This window comes from Ruegeria sp. BJ3, from assembly GCF_056535665.1.
Genome location: NZ_JBQFIT010000001.1, coordinates 1926519 through 1948254 on the forward strand (window position 1 = coordinate 1926519; position 21736 = coordinate 1948254).

Annotated in this window: 23 protein-coding genes; 9 read left to right on the forward strand and 14 right to left on the reverse strand. The window is 62.7% G+C overall.

Annotated elements, in window-relative coordinates; translation table 11 throughout:
• Window positions 1-11: 11 nt before the first annotated feature.
• The 5 genes from fdh3B to ACR3EL_RS09675 all read left to right on the forward strand — a co-directional run bounded on the left by fdh3B (window position 12) and on the right by ACR3EL_RS09675 (window position 4160).
• Window positions 12-605 (forward strand): formate dehydrogenase FDH3 subunit beta, encoded by a 594-nt coding sequence (gene fdh3B / locus ACR3EL_RS09655; protein ID WP_005983764.1) that lies wholly within the window; start codon window positions 12-14, stop codon window positions 603-605.
• Window positions 606-676: 71 nt separating this feature from the next.
• Entirely contained in the window at window positions 677-1885 is a 1209-nt protein-coding gene (locus tag ACR3EL_RS09660; RefSeq protein WP_480721383.1) for a formate dehydrogenase subunit gamma, read from the forward strand.
• Complete coding sequence (locus tag ACR3EL_RS09665; protein ID WP_170339055.1) at window positions 1886-3148, forward strand: c-type cytochrome; 1263 nt, start codon at window positions 1886-1888, stop codon at window positions 3146-3148.
• 13 nt (window positions 3149-3161) lie between these two features.
• Window positions 3162-3287 carry a hypothetical protein gene (locus ACR3EL_RS09670; protein ID WP_302476838.1) on the forward strand — a complete coding sequence of 42 codons (126 nt, stop codon included), beginning with the start codon at window positions 3162-3164 and terminating at the stop codon, window positions 3285-3287.
• Window positions 3288-4160 carry a helix-turn-helix transcriptional regulator gene (locus ACR3EL_RS09675; protein ID WP_170339057.1) on the forward strand — a complete coding sequence of 291 codons (873 nt, stop codon included), beginning with the start codon at window positions 3288-3290 and terminating at the stop codon, window positions 4158-4160.
• A 6-nt stretch (window positions 4161-4166) separates the two neighbouring features.
• Here ACR3EL_RS09675 and ACR3EL_RS09680 read toward each other — a convergent pair whose 3' ends face one another.
• The 10 genes from ACR3EL_RS09680 to ACR3EL_RS09725 form a co-directional block, all read right to left on the reverse strand.
• Window positions 4167-4985 (reverse strand): ABC transporter substrate-binding protein, encoded by an 819-nt coding sequence (locus ACR3EL_RS09680; RefSeq protein WP_170339058.1) that lies wholly within the window; start codon window positions 4983-4985, stop codon window positions 4167-4169.
• A gap of 19 nt (window positions 4986-5004) precedes the next feature.
• On the reverse strand, window positions 5005-5739 hold the full coding sequence (locus tag ACR3EL_RS09685) for an ATP-binding cassette domain-containing protein (RefSeq protein ID WP_170339060.1): 735 nt from the start codon (window positions 5737-5739) through the stop codon (window positions 5005-5007).
• Window positions 5732-6445 (reverse strand): ABC transporter permease, encoded by a 714-nt coding sequence (locus ACR3EL_RS09690; RefSeq protein WP_170339062.1) that lies wholly within the window; start codon window positions 6443-6445, stop codon window positions 5732-5734. The genes ACR3EL_RS09685 and ACR3EL_RS09690 overlap by 8 nt, the downstream gene beginning before the upstream one ends.
• A 153-nt stretch (window positions 6446-6598) precedes the next feature.
• Entirely contained in the window at window positions 6599-7588 is a 990-nt protein-coding gene (locus tag ACR3EL_RS09695; protein ID WP_093961809.1) for an ABC transporter substrate-binding protein, read from the reverse strand.
• A gap of 63 nt (window positions 7589-7651) precedes the next feature.
• Window positions 7652-8497 (reverse strand): ABC transporter permease, encoded by an 846-nt coding sequence (locus ACR3EL_RS09700; RefSeq protein ID WP_170339063.1) that lies wholly within the window; start codon window positions 8495-8497, stop codon window positions 7652-7654.
• A complete protein-coding gene (locus tag ACR3EL_RS09705; protein ID WP_170339065.1) occupies window positions 8494-9411 on the reverse strand; it encodes an ABC transporter permease in 918 nt (305 codons plus the stop codon). Before ACR3EL_RS09705 ends, ACR3EL_RS09700 begins: the two co-directional genes overlap by 4 nt.
• Window positions 9408-9839 (reverse strand): N-acetyltransferase family protein, encoded by a 432-nt coding sequence (locus ACR3EL_RS09710; protein ID WP_480721388.1) that lies wholly within the window; start codon window positions 9837-9839, stop codon window positions 9408-9410. Before ACR3EL_RS09710 ends, ACR3EL_RS09705 begins: the two co-directional genes overlap by 4 nt.
• On the reverse strand, window positions 9839-10636 hold the full coding sequence (locus tag ACR3EL_RS09715) for an ABC transporter ATP-binding protein (protein WP_222458169.1): 798 nt from the start codon (window positions 10634-10636) through the stop codon (window positions 9839-9841). The genes ACR3EL_RS09710 and ACR3EL_RS09715 overlap by 1 nt, the downstream gene beginning before the upstream one ends.
• A gap of 51 nt (window positions 10637-10687) precedes the next feature.
• Window positions 10688-12142, reverse strand: coding sequence for a dihydropyrimidinase (gene hydA, locus ACR3EL_RS09720; protein ID WP_170339070.1), 1455 nt, complete (start codon window positions 12140-12142; stop codon window positions 10688-10690).
• Between the two features lie 72 nt (window positions 12143-12214).
• Window positions 12215-13465, reverse strand: coding sequence for a Zn-dependent hydrolase (locus tag ACR3EL_RS09725; protein ID WP_170508652.1), 1251 nt, complete (start codon window positions 13463-13465; stop codon window positions 12215-12217).
• Between the two features lie 171 nt (window positions 13466-13636).
• Between ACR3EL_RS09725 and ACR3EL_RS09730 the strand changes: the two genes are divergently transcribed.
• Window positions 13637-14245: a TetR family transcriptional regulator C-terminal domain-containing protein gene (locus tag ACR3EL_RS09730; protein ID WP_093961802.1), complete on the forward strand. Its 609-nt coding sequence runs from the start codon at window positions 13637-13639 to the stop codon at window positions 14243-14245.
• Between the two features lie 43 nt (window positions 14246-14288).
• On the opposite strand, the gene preA is transcribed toward ACR3EL_RS09730, so the two are convergent.
• The 3 genes from preA to ACR3EL_RS09745 all read right to left on the reverse strand — a co-directional run bounded on the left by preA (window position 14289) and on the right by ACR3EL_RS09745 (window position 17790).
• A complete protein-coding gene (gene preA, locus ACR3EL_RS09735) occupies window positions 14289-15593 on the reverse strand; it encodes an NAD-dependent dihydropyrimidine dehydrogenase subunit PreA (RefSeq protein ID WP_093961801.1) in 1305 nt (434 codons plus the stop codon).
• Window positions 15594-15662: 69 nt separating this feature from the next.
• The gene (locus tag ACR3EL_RS09740; protein ID WP_170339073.1) at window positions 15663-16997 is read right to left on the reverse strand and encodes an NAD(P)-dependent oxidoreductase; all 1335 of its coding nucleotides are present in this window, start codon (window positions 16995-16997) and stop codon (window positions 15663-15665) included.
• 160 nt (window positions 16998-17157) lie between these two features.
• Window positions 17158-17790, reverse strand: coding sequence for a cupin domain-containing protein (locus ACR3EL_RS09745; RefSeq protein ID WP_170339075.1), 633 nt, complete (start codon window positions 17788-17790; stop codon window positions 17158-17160).
• Window positions 17791-17941: 151 nt separating this feature from the next.
• Between ACR3EL_RS09745 and ACR3EL_RS09750 the strand changes: the two genes are divergently transcribed.
• The 3 genes from ACR3EL_RS09750 to ACR3EL_RS09760 all read left to right on the forward strand — a co-directional run bounded on the left by ACR3EL_RS09750 (window position 17942) and on the right by ACR3EL_RS09760 (window position 21019).
• Entirely contained in the window at window positions 17942-18937 is a 996-nt protein-coding gene (locus ACR3EL_RS09750; RefSeq protein WP_480721393.1) for a hypothetical protein, read from the forward strand.
• 72 nt (window positions 18938-19009) lie between these two features.
• On the forward strand, window positions 19010-20302 hold the full coding sequence (locus ACR3EL_RS09755; protein ID WP_170357542.1) for an O-acetylhomoserine aminocarboxypropyltransferase/cysteine synthase family protein: 1293 nt from the start codon (window positions 19010-19012) through the stop codon (window positions 20300-20302).
• A 6-nt stretch (window positions 20303-20308) separates the two neighbouring features.
• Window positions 20309-21019, forward strand: a complete 711-nt coding sequence (locus ACR3EL_RS09760; RefSeq protein ID WP_480721397.1) for a GNAT family N-acetyltransferase — start codon at window positions 20309-20311, stop codon at window positions 21017-21019.
• 2 nt (window positions 21020-21021) lie between these two features.
• Here ACR3EL_RS09760 and ACR3EL_RS09765 read toward each other — a convergent pair whose 3' ends face one another.
• Window positions 21022-21717, reverse strand: coding sequence for an SIMPL domain-containing protein (locus ACR3EL_RS09765; protein ID WP_480721399.1), 696 nt, complete (start codon window positions 21715-21717; stop codon window positions 21022-21024).
• Window positions 21718-21736 lie beyond the last annotated feature (19 nt).

A 21736-nucleotide genomic window follows, 5' to 3' on the forward strand; every position in this document is an offset into this window, starting at 1 on the left:
GGAGGACGACAATGGCTAGAGCAAAGTTTCTCTGCGACGCTGAACGCTGCATCGAGTGCAACGCCTGCGTGACTGCGTGCAAGAACGAACACGAGGTCCCGTGGGGCATCAACCGCCGCCGGGTGGTGACGATCAATGACGGCAAACCGGGTGAACGCTCGATCTCGGTCGCCTGCATGCATTGTTCGGATGCGCCCTGCATGGCTGTCTGCCCGGTCGACTGCTTCTATCAGAACGAAGAAGGCGTCGTCCTGCACTCCAAGGACCTGTGCATCGGCTGCGGCTATTGCTTCTATGCGTGCCCGTTCGGCGCGCCGCAATACCCGCAGGCCGGCAACTTCGGATCGCGCGGCAAGATGGACAAATGTACCTTCTGCGCCGGCGGCCCCGAGGAAACGCACTCGACCGCAGAGTTCGCCAAATACGGCCGCAACCGGATCGCTGAGGGCAAACTGCCCATCTGCGCCGAGATGTGTTCGACCAAGGCCCTGCTCGCCGGTGACGGTGACGTGGTATCGGCCATCTACCGCGAACGCGTCGTGGCGCGCGGGTTCGGCTCGGGCGCCTGGGGTTGGGGCACGGCCTACGACCAGAAGGACGGCTGAGACCTCAGCCTGACAACACGGGTGACCCGCCCCCGTGGGTCACCCGATTTTGGATTGATACCGAGGTTCCGATGCTGCGCATTTTTCTGGCTTTGACGTTGACACTTGGGATCGCGCACGGCGCGCTTGCACAGGACACGACCGGCACAGACGAACCAACCGCTGCCCCGCGCGCGCAGACCGGAGGCGCCACGACGCTCGAGGATATTCTGGCTCGGCAACGCGGCGAGAAGGTCGACAACAGCTATCGCGCACAGAATACCGGGCAAGGCAATGCCGAAGGGCTGCTGGGTCAGTTGGGCACGCGCGGCGTCGCCTCGGACAGCGACTTGTATCGCGCCATCCGCTATGGCTCAGCCGATGTCACCGTGTCGACCAAAGGGCCGGCTGCCGGCGTGCTGATCCAGGACGGCGGCATGTGGTGGTGGACTTTCCGCACAGGTCCGCTGCGTGAATACGGAACCTACATTCTGGGCGGGATGCTGGTCGTTCTGCTGCTGTTTTTCCTCATCCGAGGGCGCATCCGCATCGATGGTGAGAAAACGGGCCGCACGGTCACCCGGTTTTCAGGATTTGAAAGGTTTGGGCACTGGCTGTTTGCCGGCTCGTTCCTGATACTTGGATTGACCGGTCTGCTGACGCTCTACGGCCGGGATTTCCTGATCCCCCTGTTCGGCAAGGAAGGGTTCGCCACCATCGCGCAAGGCTGCAAGTGGTTGCACAACAATCTGGCCTGGGCCTTCATGCTGGGATTGGTCATCATCACCGTGAACTGGATCGCCCACAACATCCCCAACCGGACCGACCTGAAATGGCTGGCGGCGGGCGGCGGATTGTTCACCAAAGGCAGCCACCCCCCGGCCAAGAAATTCAACGCCGGTCAAAAGATCATTTTCTGGCTGTGCATTCTGCTTGGCGTCTCGATCAGCCTGTCGGGTCTGTCGCTGCTGTTCCCGTTCGAGCTTCCGATGTTCGCCAAGACGTTTTCGATCGCCAACGCGACCGGTTTGCCCCAACTGATGGGCTTGGACCTGCCCACGCAGATGTCTCCGCAGGAAGAGATGCAATATGCCCAAATCTGGCATGTCATGGTCGCCTATGCCTTCATCGCCATCATCCTGGCCCATATCTACCTCGGCTCGGTCGGCATGGAGGGCGCGTTTGACGCCATGGGTACCGGCGAGGTCGAAGAGCAATGGGCGCGCGAGCACCATTCGCTGTGGCTGGAAGAGGTAAAGGCGCAGGAGGCCAGCGACGGCGCGGCCTCGCCTGCCGAATAGATGCGCGGGCTGGCTTTGGCGCTGGCCCTGCTGCCGCTGCCGCTGGCGGCGGATTTCTACACGCTCAAGGGCCATGGCGGACCGATCATGGACATCGCCGCAGCCCCGGACGGACGCATTGCCACCGCCAGTTTCGACAATTCCGTGGGCCTGTGGTCCGGGCAGCAGCCGGACTGGCTGGAAGGTCACGAGGCTGCCGTGAACGCGGTGGTTTTCAACGGCACCGCGATCTATTCGGCCGGCGACGACTTTACCCTGCGCCGTTGGCCCGGTGGACAGGTCGTTGGTCAGCACAAGGGCAAGGTCGTCGGGCTTGCTGCCTCAAAGACCCTTGTGGCGACTGCCAGTTGGGATGGGACCATCGGCCTGTGGCCCACCGAGGGCGGAGCGGCCAAGGTGCTGGGCCCTACAGGCAGCGGCGTCAACGCGGTGGCCTTCGCGCCGGACGGGCAGTCGCTGTATTCCGCTGGGGTCGACGGCAGCCTGCGGGTCTGGGACGTCACGACAGGAACCGAGACCGCGCGGCTGGTCGAGCATGGTTTCGGCATCAACGAATTGGTCCTGAACGCGCAAGACGGTTGGATCGCCTATGGCGCGGTCGATGGCGTGACCCGCATTCTTGACCTTACCACCGGGGCCGAGCGTGATTTCACGCTGGACCGCCGCCCGATCCTTGCGCTCGCCCTCAGCCCGGATCGGTCGCTGCTGGCGGTGGGCGATGGTGAGGGCTACATCATGGTCATCGACACGCAGGACTGGCGGATCGCGCAGGACTTCCGGGCAACGCTGCGCGGCCCGGTCTGGGCACTGGCCTTTTCGCCCGATGGTGAAAACCTGCACGCAGGCGGGCTGGATCAGGCCATGTACAGCTGGCCGGTGGCCGCGCTGGGGTCACAGGAACGGATGGCCAGCCAAGAGCCGAGTTTCCTGAAGGACCCCGAAGAAATGCAAAACGGAGAACGGCAGTTCGCCCGGAAATGCTCGATCTGCCACAGCCTGACGCCGGACGATCAGCGCCGGGCCGGACCGACCCTGCATGGCGTATTCGGGCGTCAGGCCGGGACACTGCCCGGCTACGTCTACTCGGAAACGCTGCAAGGGTCTGATATCATTTGGAACGAACAGACGATAAACGCTCTTTTCGATCAGGGACCGGACCACTACATTCCGGGATCGAAGATGCCGATGCAGCGGATCGCGCAGGCGCAGGACCGCACCGACCTGATTGAATTTCTGCGCAGCGCGACAGCGCCCGCAGACTAAGCCGGAGGATAAGATGAAAGCCTTTCTTGCAGCTGCCGCCGCAATGGTCGTCATTACTGCCGCCGCACCGATGGTTTTGAAGCAACTCGGACACTCAGCGGCCGAGGCACAGACCGGCTCCTCGGTGCGACTAGACTGAATGTCCGAATTCCTGACCACACGAGAGTTGGCGGACCTGCTGCGCATTGGCGAACGCAAGGCTTATGATCTGGCGTCTTCGGGCGAAGTGCCCTGCGTGAAAGCGATGGGCAAACTTCTCTTTCCCCGGGCTGAAGTACTGGCCTGGCTCAATGCGTCGCGTACCGGGCCGCACACGGTCAAACCGCCCCTGCCCGACATCGTGGCTGGCAGCCATGACCCCCTTTTGGATTGGGCGCTCCGCGAAAGCGGCTCGGGGTTGGCCACCTATTACGACGGCTCATTCGACGGGCTGAACCGCCTTGCGCGACGTGACGCACAAGCCGCGGTACTGCACATCCATGAACCGGGCGGGTTCAACGTCAATTCCGTCCGCGATGCGCTGGGAGAGGCGCCCGTGGTACTGTACGAGGTCGCAAGCCGCCAGCGCGGCCTGTTGCTGGCCCCCGGGGTTCAGGGAATTTCCGATTTTGGTGATCTGAAAGGCCGCCGTGTCGTGCTGCGCCAGGACAGTGCCGCCAGTCAGCACTTGTTCGATGCCCAGTTGCGAAGCTGCGGTCTGAGCCGCGCCGATCTTGACGCCCTGCCGACTTGCGCCCGCACCGAAGAGGAACTGGCAATCGCTCTGCATGACCGGAAGGCCGAGGCAGGATTCGGCATCGGAGCCTTGGCGCGCCTCTACGGGTTGGGCTTCATTCCAACCCATTCCGAACGTCTCGACCTCGCCATCTGGCGGCGGTCCTGTTTCGATCCGCCGATGCAGAAACTGCTGACTTTTTTGGGAACGGACAAATTCAGGCGTCGCGCAGATGAATTGGGCGGATACGATCTGTCCGGCTTGGGACAGATCCATCACAACGGCGCAAGTGACTGACCGGCCCTATTGCTGCGCGTTCGGAAAAAAGAGCTGCTCACCGTTCAATTTGTACGCCGCGATCGCTTCCTGACCGTCGGGGCCAGTGAGCCAGTCGATGAACCTTCTTCCCGCGGCCGCCCGGACCCGCGGATGCTTTTCGGGGTTCACGAGGATCACTCCGTATTGATTGAACAACCGTGGATCGCCTTCGACCAGAACCTCAAGGTTTCCCTTGTTGCCGAACGACAGCCATGTGGCCCTATCGGTCAGAGCATAGGCATCCATGCCCGCAGCCAGGTTGAGCGTCGCACCCATGCCCGACCCGGTCTCGCGGTACCACTCGCCCGAAGACAAGGTCGGGTCCGTTCCGGACAGGCTCCAAAGAGCCTTCTCCGCCTTGTGGGTCCCGCTGTCATCCGCGCGCGACGCGAACGGAGCTTTGGCCTGCGCGATCGCTGCCAACGCGGCCACTGCGTCGTCGCCGCCTTTGATCTTGGCCGGGTCCGATTTCGGCCCCACCAAGACAAAATCGTTGTACATCACGTCCCGCCGCTCGACACCCCAGCCGTCGGCCACGAATTGCTCTTCCGCTGGCTTGGCATGCACCAGCAGAACGTCACCGTCGCCGTTGATCGCGTTTCTGATCGCCTGCCCTGTCCCCACGGCCACAACACGGACATCGATCCCGCTTTCCGCCTCGAACCCCGGAAGGATAAAGTCCAGAAGGCCGGAATTCTGTGTCGATGTCGTGGACTGCACGACAATGAATGGTTCTTCGGCCGCTGCCGGACCGGCGAACAGCCCGAACAGGATCATTGCGCTTTTGATTGCTGCGCGAAACATGGATTGCCTCCGGTTGTTATTATGTGACCAGCCATCCCGCCAGATACTGGCGCGATGCCTGACACTGTGGCGCTTCCAGCACCTGTTTGGCGGCGCCATGCTCGACCACGCGTCCGCCTTGCATCATCACGATATCCGCCGCCAACCGACGGGCTTGCCCGACGTCGTGGGTGACCATCACGATCCGCACCCCCCGGGCCGAGGCGCGCAGGATCATCGCCTCGATCATTTGGGTCGCCGCGGGATCGAGGGCGCTGGTGGGTTCGTCCAGGAACAGGGTCTCGGGGCCAAGCGCAAGCGCGCGAAGGATGGCCAGACGCTGTGCCTCGCCACCCGACAGCGAGCGCGCCGACTGCCGGGCCTTTGTCTCAAGCCCTCCTTCGGCCAGAAGTTCCTGGATCCGGTTCTTCCGAGCAGTCCTGCCGAGCCCCAACCGTTTCAAAACAAAGTCCAGATTGGCAGACACCGAGCGGCGCAGCAGAACCGGTTGCTGAAACACCATGGCCTGCCGGGCCTTGTGGGCTGCATTCAGAACTCCGCCATCCTGCAGAACCTGCCCCGCATCGGCCTTGATCAAACCATGCAGGCAACGCAGCAGCAGGCTTTTGCCAGCACCGTTCGGCCCAAGGATCAAAGTCGGGCCCGGACCATCCATCATAAGCTGCGGGACATCCAGCAACAGCTTGCCATTTCGTTCCACTCGCAGACCATCGGCCTGCAGACAATTGGGCATTTCCGACATCAGATCACGCATGGCGCAACCCCTCCTGCTCGGCCCGAAGCGTCAGGGCGCTGACTGCCGCATTCACGGCCACGGCAATTCCGATCAGGATCGTCCCCAAGGCCAGCGCCAAGGCCAAGTTGCCTTTCGAGGTCTCCAACGCAATCGTCGTCGTCATGACCCGCGTCACGTGGTTGATGTTGCCGCCGACGATGATCACCGCGCCGACTTCGGCGATGGCTCGTCCGAACCCGGCCAGCAAGGCAGTCACCAACGCCAGACGCGCATCCCACAACAGCACGGGAACAGACGCCAGCCGCGACACTCCCAACGAGCGCAACTGTTCCGAATATTCCTCGGCCAGCATCTCGATCACCTGCCGAGTCAGCGCCGCGACGATCGGGGTCACCAGCACTGTTTGAGCAATGATCATGGCGGTCGGCGTATACAAAAGCTCCAGCACGCCCAGCGGACCCGAACGGGACAGCATCAGGTAAACCAGCAGGCCGACGACAACCGGGGGAAAGCCCATCAGAGCGTTCATCAGAATGATCAACGCGCGCCGTCCAGGAAAGCGGGCCACCGCCAAGGCCGCGCCAACCGGCATCCCGATTACGGCTGAAATCAACACAGCCAGCACCGAAACTTGCAGCGACAGCATCACGATCGCCCAAAGGTCCGGATCCCCGGTCAGGATCAAGTGGCCTGCTTGGCTGAATTGTGATGCAAAATCCTGCATTTTATTCCCAAACCCACCAATTTTCGTAGGGATCGCAAAATCTTACAGGAATAATAGAGGAAACTGCCTCTGAAGACAGTTAAATTCCGACATCCGCAAAAACAAACGCGGCCCACAGGGGGCCGCGCTGAATTGTTGTCATGGTACAACCAATCAGTTCAGGGCTGCATCCGTGATCTGGCTGGTCCACGCGCCTTCCGGCTTTTTGGTAATCACCGGGTCCGAGCCACCGGCCAGCAGCGTGTTCACCGTGCGCTCGAAATCAGCCGGATCCAACGCGCCGTTCGAACCTGCGGTCAGCTTGGCGATCTCGCCCATCATGCGCTTCTGGTGTTCCTCGGTCTGGGCACCGGTCGCATCGTTTTCCAGAACGATTTCGGCGGCTTCGTCCGGGTTCTCCTCGGCGTATTTCCAGCCTTTCATCGAAGCGCGCACAAAGCGTTCCATCTTGTCGACGAAGGCCGGATCGCTGAGGTTTTCTTCAAGCACGTACAGGCCATCTTCCAGCGTGGCAACGCCCTGGTCTTCATACTTGAAGGTCACCAGTTCGTCGGGGCTGACGCCGGCGTCGATCACCTGCCAGTATTCATTGTAGGTCATGGTGCTGATGCAATCGGCCTGACGCTGCAGCAGCGGGTCGACGTTGAAGCCCTGCTTCAGAACCTCGACGCCGTTCTCGCTCTTGCCGCCGGTGTCGATGCCCAGCTGGCTCATCCAGCTCATGAACGGGAATTCATTGCCGAAGAACCAGACGCCCAGCGTGCGGTTCTTGAGGTCCTCGGGCGAGGAAATGCCCGCGTCCTTCCAGCAGGTCAGCATCATGCCCGAGCTCTTGAAGGGCTGCGCAATGTTGACCAGCGGCAGGCCCTTTTCGCGTGCGGCCAGCGCGGCGGGCATCCATTCCACGGTGACATCAGCGCCACCGCCCGCGATCACCTGCGTGGGCGCGATGTCGGGGCCGCCGGGCAGGATGGTGACATCCAGCCCCTCTTCTTCGTAAAACCCCTTGTCCTTTGCGACGTAGTAGCCCGCGAACTGGGCCTGGGTGACCCATTTCAATTGCAGCGTCACCTCGTCTGCGGCAAAGGCCGAACTTGCGGCGAATCCTAGGGCGGCTATGGCCCCGGTCAGTAGCTTGTTCATCTTCATCTTCTCCTAGTTGCTAGTGCTGCCCCGTTATCGGGGTCTGTTGAATTGTTGTTCCGCTTAACTGCGTTGTGACGGGTGCCAGAAGGTCACCAATTTCTCGATCATGGCGACCAGACCGTAGAAGGCGGTCCCGGCCAGTGCCGCGACCACGATTTCCGCCCAGACCATGTCCAGCGACAATTGCCCGACACTGGTCGAGATCCGGAACCCCATGCCCAAGGTGGGCGAGCCGAAGAACTCTGCCACGATAGCGCCGATCAGGGCCAGCGTGGTGGAAATTTTCAACCCGTTGAAAATAAACGGCATGGCCGCGGGCAGCCGCAGCTTCAGAAAGCTCTGCCAATAGGTTGCGGCATAGGTCTCCATCAGGTCGCGCTGCATTGCGGTGGCCTCGCGCAGGCCGGCCACCGTGTTCACCAGCATCGGGAAAAAGACCATCACCACGACCACAGCAGCCTTCGAATGCCAGTCGAACCCGAACCACATTACAAGGATCGGCGCGGTACCCACGATCGGCAGCGCGGCCACGAAATTGCCCACCGGCAGCAGGCCCAGGCGCAGGAAATCCCACCGGTCCACGGCGATTGCCATCAGGAAGGCGGCGCCGCATCCGATGATATAGCCGCTGAGCGCGCCCTTGATGATGGTCTGCACGAAATCGGCCCACAGGATCGGCAAGCTGTCCCAGAACCGGTCCCAGATCACCGAAGGCGCCGGCAGGATCACCAGAGGCACATCGAGCCCGCGCACCAGCATTTCCCAAACCCCGATGACGGTCAGGCCGAAGATCAGCGGAGCAAGAATGCGCACCGTCCGCGTGTCGGCATAAGGTCCGCTGGCCAGGCGGGTGTTCAGCCACCAACCGGCCAACCACAAAAGGATTGCAAGACCGACCATCATCATTGCGTCATCCCCATGCGTTTCAACACCGCGCGCTCGATCAGGCCCAACAGGCCCACAAGACAGGCCGCCAGAATGGCCGCGGCAAACAGCGCCGACCAGATCTGCACCGTTTGGCCATAGTAGCTGCCGGCCAGCAGACGCGCGCCCAGCCCCGCCACGGCGCCGGTCGGCAGTTCGCCGACGATGGCCCCCACCAGCGACGCGGCGATCCCGATCTTGAGAGAGGCGAACAGATAGGGCATCGAGGCCGGCAGGCGCAGTTTCCAGAACGCCTGCCCGTTGCTTGCATTGTAGGTGCGCAGCAGGTCCAACTGCATCGCATCGGGGCTGCGCAGGCCCTTGACCATGCCGACGACCACCGGGAAAAAGCTCAGATAGGCCGAGATCACCGCCTTGGGGATGATCCCCTGAATGCCGATCGAATACAGCACCACGATGATCATCGGCGCCAATGCGATGATGGGGATGGTCTGGCTGACGATGGCCCAGGGCATGACCGACAGGTCCATCACCCGACTGTGCACGATCCCCACCGCCAGCAGGATGCCCAGCCCCGTGCCGATGGCAAAGCCCAAGATCGTCGCGCTGAGCGTCACCCAGCCGTGATAGACCAATGACCGTTTCGAGGTGATCTTCTTCTGAACCGTGGTCTCCCACAGTTCGATGCCCACCTGATGCGGTGCGGGCAGACGCGGCCGATCCTGCGCCCAGGTCGCCGGAACGGCAAAGCTGTTGCGCAGCGCCAGACCGATTTCCCCCATGTCGCGGCGGTCTTTGGCCGAGGGCGGAACCACTTCGGCCCCGGCCCGTTCCTGTTCAGTTAGAACGCCCTTGATGTTCATCGGAATGCAGGCCGCGTACCAGATGACGATGATGGCCAGCAGAACGGTCAGAACGGCAACAAGCTGCTTCATGCGTGCCACTCCATCCGCACGACGGGGACGGTCTCGGGCGGCGTTGCGGCCTCGGTCCCGGTCTCGACAAAGCCCTCGCGGCGATAGAACCGTTGCGCGGCGGCATTCGGTTGATGGGCCGTCAGCCACAGAAAGCTGCGCCCCTGTTTTGCCCGGTCCAGCAGGCGCTTGCCGATGCCCTGCCCGGTCCGCAGGCAATACAGCGCGCCGACCTTCTGCGCCGCGGGATCGACCGACATGTAGCAATCGACGGGGTCGCCCACGACCCACATCTCGCGGTCCGGGAAGGCCTGCGCGATCAGCGCCTCCAACTCCTGTTGGGGCAGTTCATCCGTCATCCACTCGGTCTGGCAGACCCAGGCCGAGACCACCGCCGCGCAGGCTGGCACATCCGCCTCGGTCGCGCGTCTTATGTCATTCCTGCCCATCACACATCGTCCCCGTGCCCGGCGCGCAGCCCTTCGCGCACGCGGTGCGCGACCTCGATGAATTCGGGCGTGTCGCGGATGTCCAGCGGCCGTTCCTTGGGAAGAGGGCTGTCGATCACATCGGTGATCCGCCCGGGGCGCGGGCTCATCACGACGATCTTGGTGCTCAGATACACCGCCTCGGGGATCGAGTGGGTGACGAAGCCGATCGTCTTGCCGGTGCGCGCCCACAGCGCCAGAAGCTGTTCGTTCAGGTGATCGCGCACGATCTCGTCCAGTGCGCCGAAAGGCTCGTCCATCAACAGGATATCGGCGTCGAAGGCCAGCGCCCGGGCGATGCTGGCCCGTTGTTGCATCCCACCCGAAAGCTGCCAGGGGAATTTTCCACCAAACCCTGCAAGATCAACAAGTTCCAGAACGTTATTCACACGTTCTTCCTGCTCCTGCGCCGAGTATCCCATGATCTCAAGCGGCAGTTTGATGTTTTTGGCGATGGTCCGCCATGGGTACAGGCCCGCCGCCTGAAATACATAGCCGTAGGCCCGGTTCCGGCGGGCCTCGTCCGGGGTCATGCCGTTGACGGTCAGCGTGCCGTCCGTAGGTGTCTCCAGCGCAGCGACACAGCGTAGAAAGGTCGTCTTGCCGCAGCCCGAAGGGCCGATGAAACTGACGAATTCGCCCTTGTCGATCGCCAGGTTCACGTCCTTGAGGGCGTGCACGGGTCCATCATTGGTTTGGAAGGTCAGGTCGAGGTTCTTTGCCTCGATCACGGGCTGGGTATTGCTTTCCGATGTCATCCTACTGCCTTAAAGTTTTGGCTTTTTTGCCCGTTCGGTAACCTTCGAGCATCACACCCCCGTCGCCGGGATGCCCGACCTCTCAACCGGGCGCGGGGCGGTCAGCTCTTTCCAGGTGCTCAGCGCTTTGTTCACGGTGGTGTTGGCCTCGCGCGCGACGAATTTGCCGTGGCCTTCCTGCGTTCGGATCTCGCCATCGTGCACCGCGACCTGTCCACGGGTCAGCGTAAAGCGCGGCAGGCCCTTGACCGCGTGCCCCTCGAACACGTTGTAGTCGATCGCCGACTGCTGCGTTGCCGCGCTGATGGTCTTGGTCTTGTCCGGGTCCCACACCACCAGATCGGCATCAGCGCCCACCAGAACTGCACCCTTTTTCGGATAGCAATTCAATATCTTGGCGATGTTTGTTGAGGTCACGGCCACGAATTCGTTCGGCGTCAGCCGCCCGGTCGCCACGCCGTGGGTCCACAGCATCGGCATCCGATCCTCAAGGCCGCCCGTCCCGTTCGGGATCTTGGTGAAATCGCCCACGCCGAACCGCTTCTGCTCGGTCGTGAAGGCGCAGTGATCGGTGGCCACGACGCTCAGCGAGCCTGACTGCAGCCCCGCCCACAGGCTGTCCTGGTGCTGCTTGTTGCGGAACGGCGGGCTCATCACCCGGCGCGCGGCGTGGTCCCAATCGGGATGCGCATATTCGCTGTCGTCCAGCGTCAGGTGCTGGATCAGCGGCTCACCCCAGACGCGCTTGCCCTGCATCCGAGCCCGGCGGATGGCCTCATGCGCCTCTTCGCACGAGGTGTGCACCACATAGAGCGGCACACCGGCCATGTCGGCGATCATGATGGCGCGGTTGGTGGCCTCGCCCTCGACCTGCGGCGGGCGCGAATAGGCATGGGCCTCGGGGCCGGTATTGCCTTCGGCCAGCAGCTTGGCCTGCAACTCGGCCACCACGTCGCCATTCTCGGCATGGACCATCGCGATCCCGCCCAGCTCGGCCAGCCGCTTGAACGAGGCAAACAGCTCGTCGTCATTGACCATCAGTGCGCCCTTGTAGGCCATGAAATGCTTGAAGGTGTTGATGCCCCGCTGTTCGATCACGGTTTTCAGATCGTCGAACACCTGTTCGCCCCACCACGTCACGGCCATGTGGAAGGAATAGTCGCAATTGGCGCGGGTCGACTTGTTGTCCCAGCGCTTGAGCGCATCCAGCAGGCTCTCGCCCGGGTTCGGCAGCGCGAAATCCACCACCATGGTCGTGCCGCCGGCCAGCGCCGCGCGGGTGCCGCTTTCGAAGTCATCGCTGGAATAGGTTCCCATGAACGGCATTTCCAGATGTGTATGCGGGTCGATCCCGCCGGGCATGACGTAACAGCCGGTCGCGTCCAGTTGCTCGTCCCCCTTCAGATCCGGCCCGATCTCGGTGATCACGCCGCCTTCGATCTTGACGTCGGCCTTGTAGGTCAGATCTGCAGTGACGACGGTTCCGTTCTTGATGACTGTGCTCATGTTCAACTCCCTGCGGGCGCGTCTGTTGCGCCTCTGTTGGTTTTCGGCGGATTCGGGGGCGCGCGGCCAAGGCTACTCCACGATCTCGGCTGTTTCGACGACCGCGTGGAACAGCACATCCGCCCCTGCGGTTGCCCATTCCTTGCTGATTTCCTCGGCCTCGTTGTGGCTCAGGCCATCCACGCAGGGGCACATCACCATGGCGGTCGGCGCCACGCGGTTGATCCAGCAGGCATCGTGCCCCGCGCCCGAGATGATGTTGGTGTGCGAATAGCCCAGCCGCTCGGCCGCGTTGCGCACGGCGGCGACGCAGGTTTCGTCGAATTTCACCGGGTCGAACCCGCCGACCTTCTCGAACTCGACCTGCAGGCCCATCTCATCCACGATGTCCTCGGCGGCGACGCGCAGGCGGTTCTCCATGTCCTTGATGACGTCCAACTCGGGCGAGCGGAAATCGACCGTGAACACCACCTTGCCCGGGATCACGTTGCGCGAGTTCGGATAGACGTCGATATGCCCGGCAGCCCCCACGGCATGGGGCGCGTGCGACCAGGCAATCTCGTCCACCTTTTCGAGAATGCGCGCCATCGCCAGCCCGGCATTCTTGCGCATCGGCATCGGGGTCGAGCCGGTATGCGCGTCCTTGCCGGTCACGGTCACCTGGGTCCAGCTGAGGCCCTGCCCATGGGTGACGACGCCGATATCCTTGCCCTCTGCCTCGAGGATCGGGCCTTGTTCGATATGCAGTTCAAAGAAGGCATGCATCTTGCGGGCCCCGACTTCTTCGTCGCCGCGCCAGCCGATGCGCTGCAATTCGTCGCCGAACTTCTTCCCCTCGGCGTCCTCGCGGTCATAAGCCCAGTCCTGCGTGTGCATCCCCGCGAACACGCCCGAGGCCAGCATGGCCGGGGCAAAGCGCGTGCCCTCTTCGTTGGTCCAGTTGGTGGCCACGATCGGGTGTTTGGTCTTGATGCCCAGATCGTTCAGGGTGCGGATGATCTCAAGCCCGCCCAGAACCCCCAGCACCCCGTCATACTTGCCGCCCGTCGGCTGCGTATCGAGGTGCGAGCCGACATAGACCGGCAGCGCATCGGGGTCGGTGCCGGGGCGCATGGCGAACATGTTGCCCATCTGGTCAAGACCCATGATGCAGCCGGCCTCTTCGCACCATTTCTGGAACAGCGCGCGGCCCTCGGCATCTTCGTCGGTCAGGGTCTGGCGGTTGTTGCCGCCGGCAACGCCCGGGCCAATCTTGGCCATCTCCATCAGGCTGTCCCACAACCTGTCGCCATTGATCCTGAGATTCTGCGCCGGAGCTGCCATGTTCGTCTTCCCTGTTGCTTGCGATTTGGCTCGCTTTTGGTGTCTTGATTTGACCATCTGGTCAAACTCACGCTATCACGGGTTCGACTTCAGTCAAGAAATTGCATCGCGCCGATGCAAAAATCGGCATATTCAACACCTGCTTGTTCGAAAAAGAGACGCCCTGCATACATGCCCAAAGACCGCGCCCCGACCCGAATTCAGAAAAAGAACCGCGCCGCGATTCTCGAGGCCGCGCTGAACGTGTTCTCGGCCCACGGCTTTCGCGGGGCGACCGTCGATCAGATCGCGGCCGAGGCCGGGCTGAGCAAGCCGAACCTTCTGTATTATTTCCCGTCCAAAGAGGCGATCCACACCGCGCTTCTGTCCGGCCTGCTGGACACCTGGCTGGCGCCGCTGCACGACCTTGACGAAAACGGCGAGCCGATGGAGGAGATCCTCTCGTACATAAAGCGCAAGCTGCAGATGAGCCGCGAGTTGCCGCGCGAAAGCCGCCTGTTCGCGAATGAGTTGGTGCAGGGCGCGCCCCGCATCCATGACGCCCTGTCGAACGATCTAAAGGCGCTGGTCGATCAGAAGGCAGCCGTTCTGACGCACTGGATGGACCAGGGCAAAATCGCCCGCCTGCACCCACATCACCTGATCTTTTCGATCTGGGCGCTGACCCAGCACTATGCGGATTTCGATGTTCAGGTGCGCGCGATCCTAGGCGACGAAGACCCGTTCGAAGGGGCCGCGCCCTTCATCGATACCCTGTACCGAAAACTACTGACCCCATGAAAAAAGGGCCGCAGCGCGGCCCCTTTTGGTGATCTGACGCCGGTCACTCGGCGGCCTTGGCCATCGGGTTGTTCGGGTGGGTCGTCCAGTTGGCATAGTCCGGCTGAACCACCTTGCCGGTGCGCGGATCGACCTCGCCCGCCGCCATCGGAACCATCGAGATGCAGCCCTCGACCGGGCAGACATCCACGCATAGGTTGCAGGCCACGCATTCCTCGTCGATCACCTCGAACACGCGGTCGGGCGACATGGAAATGGCCTGGTGGCTGGTGTCCTCACAGGCCGCATAGCAACGGCCGCACTTGATGCACTGATCCTGATCGATCTTGGCCTTGGCGACGTAGTTCAGGTTCAGATACTGCCAGTCGGTCACGTTCGGAACGGCCCGCCCGACGATCTCGGAGACGTTGGAATAGCCCTTCTCGTCCATCCACTGCGACAGGCCCGCCGTCAGTTCGTCGATGATCTTGAACCCATAGGTCATCGCCGCGGTGCATACCTGCACCGTGCCGCAGCCCAGCGCCATGAACTCGGCCGCGTCGCGCCATGTGGTCACTCCGCCGATGCCCGAGATCGGCAGGCCTTGGGTCGCCTCGGCGCGGGCGATCTCGGACACCATCGACAGGGCGATGGGCTTGACCGCTGGGCCGCAATAGCCGCCATGGCTGCCCTTGCCGTCGATCGAGGGTTCGGGGCTGAATGTGTCCAGATTGACGCTGGTGATCGAGTTGATCGTGTTGATCAGCGACACCGCATCGGCCCCGCCATTCCGCGCCGCAGCCGCCGGCTTGCGAATGTCGGTGATGTTGGGCGTCAGCTTCACGATCACCGGGCGGTCATAGTATTTCTTGCACCAGCGGGTGACCATTTCGATGTATTCGGGCACCTGCCCCACGGCCGAGCCCATGCCGCGCTCGCTCATCCCATGCGGGCAGCCGAAGTTCAGCTCGATCCCGTCAGCGCCGGTTTCGGCCACGCGCGGCAGGATGGCTTTCCACGCCTCTTCCTCGCACGGCACCATGATCGAGGCGATCAGTGCGCGATCCGGGTAATCCGCCTTGACGCGGGCCATCTCCTCGAGGTTCACCTCGAGCGGCCGGTCGGTGATCAGTTCGATGTTGTTGAGGCCCAGCAGACGCCGGTCGGCCCCGTAGATCGCCCCGTACCGGGGGCCGTTCACGTTGACCACCGGCGGGCCTTCCGAGCCCAGCGTTTTCCACACGACGCCGCCCCATCCGGCCTCGAAGGCACGGCGGACGTTGTATTCCTTGTCGGTCGGCGGCGCCGAGGCCAGCCAATAGGGGTTGGGGCTTTCGATGCCCAGAAAGTTCGTTTTTAAATCAGCCATTTATCCGGCCTCCCTGATGCGAAGATGCATCTTCGTCCTGTCACACATATTCACGCGCCGACGCCTGGCTCAGGCGCTCAGGTTGGCGTGAATGTCCATCGCGGCATCGCGGCCCTCGGCCACGGCGGTCACGGTCAGATCCTCGCCACCCGCAGCACAGTCTCCGCCGGCCCAGACCCCCGGAACCGAGGTGCGCCCGGTTGCGTCAACGGCGATCTTGTTGCCGTCGAGTTCCAAACCTTCCGGCGCACCATCCAAGGTCTGACCGATCGCCTTCAGAACCTGATCCGCAGGCAGGCGAATGGTTTCGCCCGTGCCGGTCAACGTGCCATCTACGGTGGCAGTATACTCCAATTCGATCTCGGCCGCCGCTCCGTTGCCATGGATGGCGACGGGCTGGACGTTGCACAGAATTCGGACGCCGTGCGATGCGGCCAGATCCTGTTCGTAGCGGCTGGCACCCATTGCGTCGCGGCCGCGGCGATAGGCGATGGTCACATGTTCGGCCCCCAGCAGCTTGGATTTCACCGCGGCATCCACGGCCGTCATTCCACCGCCGATAATCACCACATTTCGGCCTACCGGCAGTTTTGCCAAATCGGATGCTTGCCGAACATCTGCGATGAAGTCGACAGCGTTCCTGACGCCGTCCTTGTCCGACCCTTGCGCGCGCAAAGCGTTGACGCCCGCAAGGCCGATTGACAGGAAGACAGCGTCGTAGGCCTCCAACAATCCGTCCAACGAGATCGTGTCGCCCAGAACCGATCCGGTTTCAATCGCGATGCCGCCGATCTTCAGCAGCCAGTCCACCTCGGCCTGGGCAAAGTCATTGGTCGCTTTGTATGCGGCGATCCCGTATTCGTTCAGCCCGCCGGGTTTGGGTTTCGCCTCATGGATCACCACGTCATGGCCCAGCATCGCCAACCGATGCGCACAGGCCAGCCCCGCCGGCCCTGCCCCAATCACGGCGACGGTCTTGCCGGTGCGGGCCGCGCGCGTGAACGGATGCACACCGGCCTGCATCAGCGTGTCGGTCGCATACCGCTGCAAGCGCCCGATCTCGACCGGCTTGCCCTCGGCCGTTTCGCGCACGCAGGCTTCCTCGCACAGCGTTTCGGTCGGACACACACGGGCGCACATGCCGCCCAGGATGTTCTGATCGAGGATCGTTTTCGCCGCCGATTCCGGTTGCCCGGCCTGAATCTGCCGGATGAACAGCGGAATATCGATATCGGTCGGACAGGCCGTCACGCACGGCGCGTCATAGCAGAAATAACACCGATCGGCGGCCACAGCAGCCTCGTGCGGCGCCAGAGGCGGATGCAGATCGGTGAAATTCGAGGTCAGCTCATCGCTGGAAAGCCGCCCGGCGACGATGCCGGGTGCCATCTGGCCCTGTGCCATCACTCTACTCCCTGTAGATATGTTTGTTATTGAGACCAGCTTGCCACAAACAAAAATTTTATCAATTGGTAAAATTTGCCAATTGGTCAAAAAAGCGAAAACCGGGCCGAATGACCCGGTTTTTTGGTGGCATTTGCCCTTTTTTCAGGCGAAACCGGCCTCAGACCATGCCGGACAGGTGACCTGACTTCATCCAGACGCGGGCGCCATCCGGTCCTGCCCGCAATTCAGTGCGCGTTCCGGGCGGCAGCCGCAGCCAATCCCATCGCGCGAATTCCTCGCCTTGTTCGGTGAAACCGCCTTCGATCACAAAGACCTCGGCCCCACCGTGTGCGTCAATCGGCACGACCTGACCGGACGGCCAACTGCGCATTTCGACCGTTTCGTGGTCGTCCTTGAACAGCGGCACATGGTCGGCACCGTTGATCGAGCGGCGCACGGTGGTGCGGTCACTCGGGTCGAATTGATGCAGTTTGACCAGGATCGTCGCGCCTTGGCTGGCCGATGGCGTATGCGACGAGGTCGGCGGGTTGCGGGCATAGCTCCCCACCGGGAAATCTCCGGTCTCGTCCTGAAACACGCCGTCCAAAACCAGGTATTCCTCGCCCCCGTCATGGGTGTGGGCGGCAAAGGCGCTGCCGGGCGCAAAGCGCACGATGGTCGTGGCGCGCGCCACCTCGTCGCCGATCCGGTCCAGCATCTTGCGCTCGACCCCTGCGGCGGGCGAGGCCACCCACTCGGTCTGGTCGAAGTGAACCGCCACCCGTTGGGTGAAATCCGCATTGATCCGCATGTCGCGCTCCTGTCTGGTCTTCTCCATCAACATGGGCGTGCCGGGCCGGATTTCAAACACGCGGCGTTAACGGTTTTGACGCAGGTTCAGCGATGCTGTAGGTCGAAACCAACGGCAAGGGGCGGGCAAGCGCCCCGAACGGAAGGCGCAGATGCAGGCAGACCGGCAGAAATTCAACATCCTGATCATCGGGCAGAACAACCGCCTGCAATACGAAGCCGTCCTGTTCGCCGCCTCGCTGCGCCATTGTTCGCCCGGGTTCTCGGGCCGCCTGTTCGTTGGCGTTCCGCAACCCGGCCCGCGCTGGAGCCAGGACCCGAGCATCCGCAACGAGGATGTTCTGAAGGCGCTGAAACAGCTCGATGCCGAGATCCTGCCCTTTTCGTCCGAGGTGTTCGGCCAAAGCTATCCCTACGGCAACAAGATCGAGGCGCTGGCCGCCCTGCCCGAGGGTGAGCCCTTCGTGTTCTTCGACACCGACACGTTGATCACCGGCGACCTGGCCGCGGTGCCGTTCGAATTCGACCGGCCCGGCGCGTCGCAGAAGGTCGAGGGCACCTGGCCCAAGCCAACCCTGTACGGGCCGGGGTTCGACGGCATCTGGCGGGCGCTCTATGACCGGTTCGGGCTGGATTTCCAAAGCTCGATCGACCCGACCCAACCGGCGGAATACTGGCGGCGGTATCTGTATTTCAATGCGGGCTATTTCTTTTACAAATGCCCCCGCCAATTCGGCGCACGGTTTCTGGACTATGCCCGCACCATCCGTGATGGAGAGATCCCAGCCCTGACCGGCCAGAACCTGGACCCCTGGCTGGACCAGGCGGCGCTGCCGCTGGTCATCCACGCGCTTGGCGGCGGGCGCGATGTTCTGCCCGAGGGCCTGCTGGATGGCTCGGTCAGTTGCCACTATCGCCTGTTTCCGCTGCTCTATGCCCGCGAAAGCGACCGGGTGGTCGAGGTGCTGGAAACCGTTGCCGCGCCCAACAAGGTCAAAAAGGTGCTTAAGAACTACGACCCGCTGAAACGGCTGGTCTATCAGGGCAAGGGCGCCAAGATCCGCGCCATGTTCGACCGGGACAACCTGCCCCAGCGCGAGCAAGCCATCCGCAAGGTCATCAAGAACAAGGGGCTGTGGCTGCGCTGACGCGGACATTGTGCCGGGCCCGGCAATCGCCTAGAGATTCTGCAACGCATATACCCAACAGGAGAGTGACGGATGTCCGACGGCCCCACCTATGGTTTTGATACGCTGCAAATTCACGCGGGCGCCCGCCCCGATCCGGCGACCGGCGCGCGCCAGACCCCGATCTATCAGACCACTGCCTATGTGTTCCGCGATGCCGATCACGCGGCCGCTTTGTTCAACCTGCAAGAGGTCGGCTATATCTATTCGCGCCTGACTAACCCCACCGTTGCGGTCCTTCAGGAACGGGTGGCGACGCTGGAAGGTGGCGTTGGCGCGGTGTGCTGCTCTTCGGGGCACGCGGCGCAGATCATGGCGCTGTTCCCGCTGATGGGGCCGGGCTGCAACGTGGTCGCTTCGACCCGGCTGTATGGCGGGACGGTCACGCAGTTCAGCCAGACCATCAAACGCTTTGGCTGGACGGCCAAATTCGTCGATACCGATGATCTGGATGCGGTTAAGGCCGCCATCGACGACGACACCCGCGCGGTGTTCTGCGAGTCCATCGCCAATCCGGGCGGTTACGTCACCGATATCCGTGCGCTGGCCGATGTGGCCGACGCCGCCGGCATTCCGCTGATCGTCGACAACACCTCGGCCACGCCCTATCTGTGCCGCCCGATCGAGCATGGCGCCACGCTGGTCGTGCATTCGACCACCAAGTACCTGACCGGCAACGGCACGGTCACCGGCGGCTGCATCGTGGATTCGGGCAAGTTCGACTGGTCCGCCAATGACAAGTTCCCCTCGCTCAGCGCGCCTGAGCCTGCCTATCACGGCCTCAAGTTCCACGAAACCTTCGGCCCGCTGGCCTTCACCTTCCACGGTATCGCCGTTGGCCTGCGCGACCTGGGAATGACGATGAACCCGCAGGCAGCGCATTATACGCTGATGGGGATCGAGACGCTCAGCCTGCGCATGCAGCGCCATGTCGAAAACGCCGAAAAGATCGCCGCCTGGCTCGAGAAAGACGACCGCGTGGACTATGTGACCTATGCGGGCCTGCCCTCGTCGCCCTATCACGACCGGGTCAAGAAGCATTACCGCAAAGGCGCCGGCGCCCTGTTCACCTTTGCGGTCAAGGGCGGCTATGACGCCTGCGTCAAGCTGGTGAACGCGCTGGAAATCTTCAGCCACGTCGCCAACCTGGGCGATGCGCGGTCCCTGATCATCCATTCGGCCTCGACCACGCACCGGCAGTTGACCCCCGAACAGCAAGAGGCTGCCGGCGCCGGGCCGAACGTGGTGCGGGTCTCGATCGGGATCGAGGATGCCGACGACCTGATCGCCGATCTCGATCAGGCGCTGTCCAAGGCTTGTGCCTAGGCCGAAATGCCAGGGCACCGGATCAACGCGTTGGGGCAGCCCGTGGGCCTGCCGGTTGCGGGGGATTTCCCGCGCCCGGCCCCACCGCGCGCGCCCATGCAGGGGCGGTTCTGCTGCGTGGTGCCCTTGGATGTGAATGCGCATGCGCTCGGCCTGTTCCGGGCGTTTGCCGCCGATACCGACGGCCGAAACTGGACCTACCTGCCCTACGGCCCGTTCGACTCGCTTGCCGAGTTCGCCGCTTGGCTGGCCCAAACCTGCACGTCGGACGATCCGCTGTTCCACGCGGTTCTGGACCAGGGCGGGCAGCCCGTCGGGATGGCATCCTACCTGCGTATCGACCGCAATGCCGGGGCGATCGAGGTGGGGCACATCCATTTCTCGCCGCTGATGCAGCGTACTCCGGTCGCGACCGAGACGATGTTCCTGATGATGTGCCGCGTGTTCGACGAGTTGGGCTATCGCCGGTACGAATGGAAATGCGATGCGCTGAATGCCCCGTCGCGCCGGGCCGCCGAACGGCTGGGTTTTGTCTTCGAAGGCGAATTTCGGCAGGCCACCCATTACAAGGGGCGCAACCGCGACACGGCGTGGTTTTCGATCATCGATACGGACTGGCCACGCATCCGGCAGGCGTTCGAAACTTGGCTGTCACCTGAGAATTTCGATGCCACGGGCCAACAACGGGAACCGCTGATGGCCCGCAGCGAAAGCTGACGTCACTCGGAAATGTCGAACTCCATCGACACAGTGACCGAAACCGAAACCTCGCCACCGGCGACCGGGACCCCGCCCGAATCGGCCATGGCCATCTCGCGCATCTGGGGCATTGGGCGAATGCCCCCGTCCTGTTCGTTGATCGACACGACTGAACCCAAGGTTACACCTGCGGCCTGAGCCAATTGTTCGGCCTTGGCCCCAGCATCGGCGATGGCTTGAGCGCGCGCCTTCGCCTCAAGTGGCTTTGGATCCTGAATCGTGAAGGTCAAACCACCAAAATCATTCGCGCCATCCTGAATGACCGCATCCATGATCTGCCCCAGATCATCCAGATTTCTGACCCGCACGAACACACGGTTCGACGCAACGAATCCTGTGATCCTAGGTGCTTCGCCATCCGCGTTGCCCCGTCCGGACCAGACCGGGGACAGGGACAGATCGCGGGTCTGCAGATCGCGCGATTCGATCCCCATCTCACTCAGGCGGCTCAGGACGGTGGCAACCGCGTCCGAGGTCGCCTGCATTGCTGCCGAAGCCTGCGCGTCTTGATTTGTCACCCCCACCGTGATGGTTGCCATATCCGGCGCGGCCTCGGCCGTGCCGGTTCCGTAAACCTGGATGCGACGTTCTTCCGCATGGGCGGCCACAGCAACTGTCGCCGCCAATACCGCCGCCAAAAAAGCAAATGTCTTCAATGTTATCTCTCCTGTTTTC

What these genes read in the sequence shown, in the direction of transcription:
- ACR3EL_RS09685 (WP_170339060.1), bottom strand. Translation starts at nt 5,739, where the DNA reads ATGCGTGATCTGATGTCGGAAATGCCCAATTGTCTGCAGGCCGATGGT.
- fdh3B (WP_005983764.1), top strand. Translation starts at nt 12, where the DNA reads ATGGCTAGAGCAAAGTTTCTCTGCGACGCTGAACGCTGCATCGAGTGC.
- ACR3EL_RS09670 (WP_302476838.1), top strand. Translation starts at nt 3,162, where the DNA reads ATGAAAGCCTTTCTTGCAGCTGCCGCCGCAATGGTCGTCATTACTGCC.
- ACR3EL_RS09690 (WP_170339062.1), bottom strand. Translation starts at nt 6,445, where the DNA reads ATGCAGGATTTTGCATCACAATTCAGCCAAGCAGGCCACTTGATCCTG.
- ACR3EL_RS09740 (WP_170339073.1), bottom strand. Translation starts at nt 16,997, where the DNA reads ATGGCACAGGGCCAGATGGCACCCGGCATCGTCGCCGGGCGGCTTTCC.
- ACR3EL_RS09665 (WP_170339055.1), top strand. Translation starts at nt 1,886, where the DNA reads ATGCGCGGGCTGGCTTTGGCGCTGGCCCTGCTGCCGCTGCCGCTGGCG.
- ACR3EL_RS09725 (WP_170508652.1), bottom strand. Translation starts at nt 13,465, where the DNA reads ATGGCAGCTCCGGCGCAGAATCTCAGGATCAATGGCGACAGGTTGTGG.
- ACR3EL_RS09730 (WP_093961802.1), top strand. Translation starts at nt 13,637, where the DNA reads ATGCCCAAAGACCGCGCCCCGACCCGAATTCAGAAAAAGAACCGCGCC.
- ACR3EL_RS09750 (WP_480721393.1), top strand. Translation starts at nt 17,942, where the DNA reads ATGCAGGCAGACCGGCAGAAATTCAACATCCTGATCATCGGGCAGAAC.
- ACR3EL_RS09705 (WP_170339065.1), bottom strand. Translation starts at nt 9,411, where the DNA reads ATGAAGCAGCTTGTTGCCGTTCTGACCGTTCTGCTGGCCATCATCGTC.
- hydA (WP_170339070.1), bottom strand. Translation starts at nt 12,142, where the DNA reads ATGAGCACAGTCATCAAGAACGGAACCGTCGTCACTGCAGATCTGACC.
- ACR3EL_RS09710 (WP_480721388.1), bottom strand. Translation starts at nt 9,839, where the DNA reads ATGGGCAGGAATGACATAAGACGCGCGACCGAGGCGGATGTGCCAGCC.
- ACR3EL_RS09745 (WP_170339075.1), bottom strand. Translation starts at nt 17,790, where the DNA reads ATGCGGATCAATGCGGATTTCACCCAACGGGTGGCGGTTCACTTCGAC.
- preA (WP_093961801.1), bottom strand. Translation starts at nt 15,593, where the DNA reads ATGGCTGATTTAAAAACGAACTTTCTGGGCATCGAAAGCCCCAACCCC.
- ACR3EL_RS09755 (WP_170357542.1), top strand. Translation starts at nt 19,010, where the DNA reads ATGTCCGACGGCCCCACCTATGGTTTTGATACGCTGCAAATTCACGCG.
- ACR3EL_RS09760 (WP_480721397.1), top strand. Translation starts at nt 20,309, where the DNA reads ATGCCAGGGCACCGGATCAACGCGTTGGGGCAGCCCGTGGGCCTGCCG.
- ACR3EL_RS09695 (WP_093961809.1), bottom strand. Translation starts at nt 7,588, where the DNA reads ATGAACAAGCTACTGACCGGGGCCATAGCCGCCCTAGGATTCGCCGCA.
- ACR3EL_RS09675 (WP_170339057.1), top strand. Translation starts at nt 3,288, where the DNA reads ATGTCCGAATTCCTGACCACACGAGAGTTGGCGGACCTGCTGCGCATT.
- ACR3EL_RS09715 (WP_222458169.1), bottom strand. Translation starts at nt 10,636, where the DNA reads ATGACATCGGAAAGCAATACCCAGCCCGTGATCGAGGCAAAGAACCTC.
- ACR3EL_RS09660 (WP_480721383.1), top strand. Translation starts at nt 677, where the DNA reads ATGCTGCGCATTTTTCTGGCTTTGACGTTGACACTTGGGATCGCGCAC.
- ACR3EL_RS09700 (WP_170339063.1), bottom strand. Translation starts at nt 8,497, where the DNA reads ATGATGATGGTCGGTCTTGCAATCCTTTTGTGGTTGGCCGGTTGGTGG.
- ACR3EL_RS09680 (WP_170339058.1), bottom strand. Translation starts at nt 4,985, where the DNA reads ATGTTTCGCGCAGCAATCAAAAGCGCAATGATCCTGTTCGGGCTGTTC.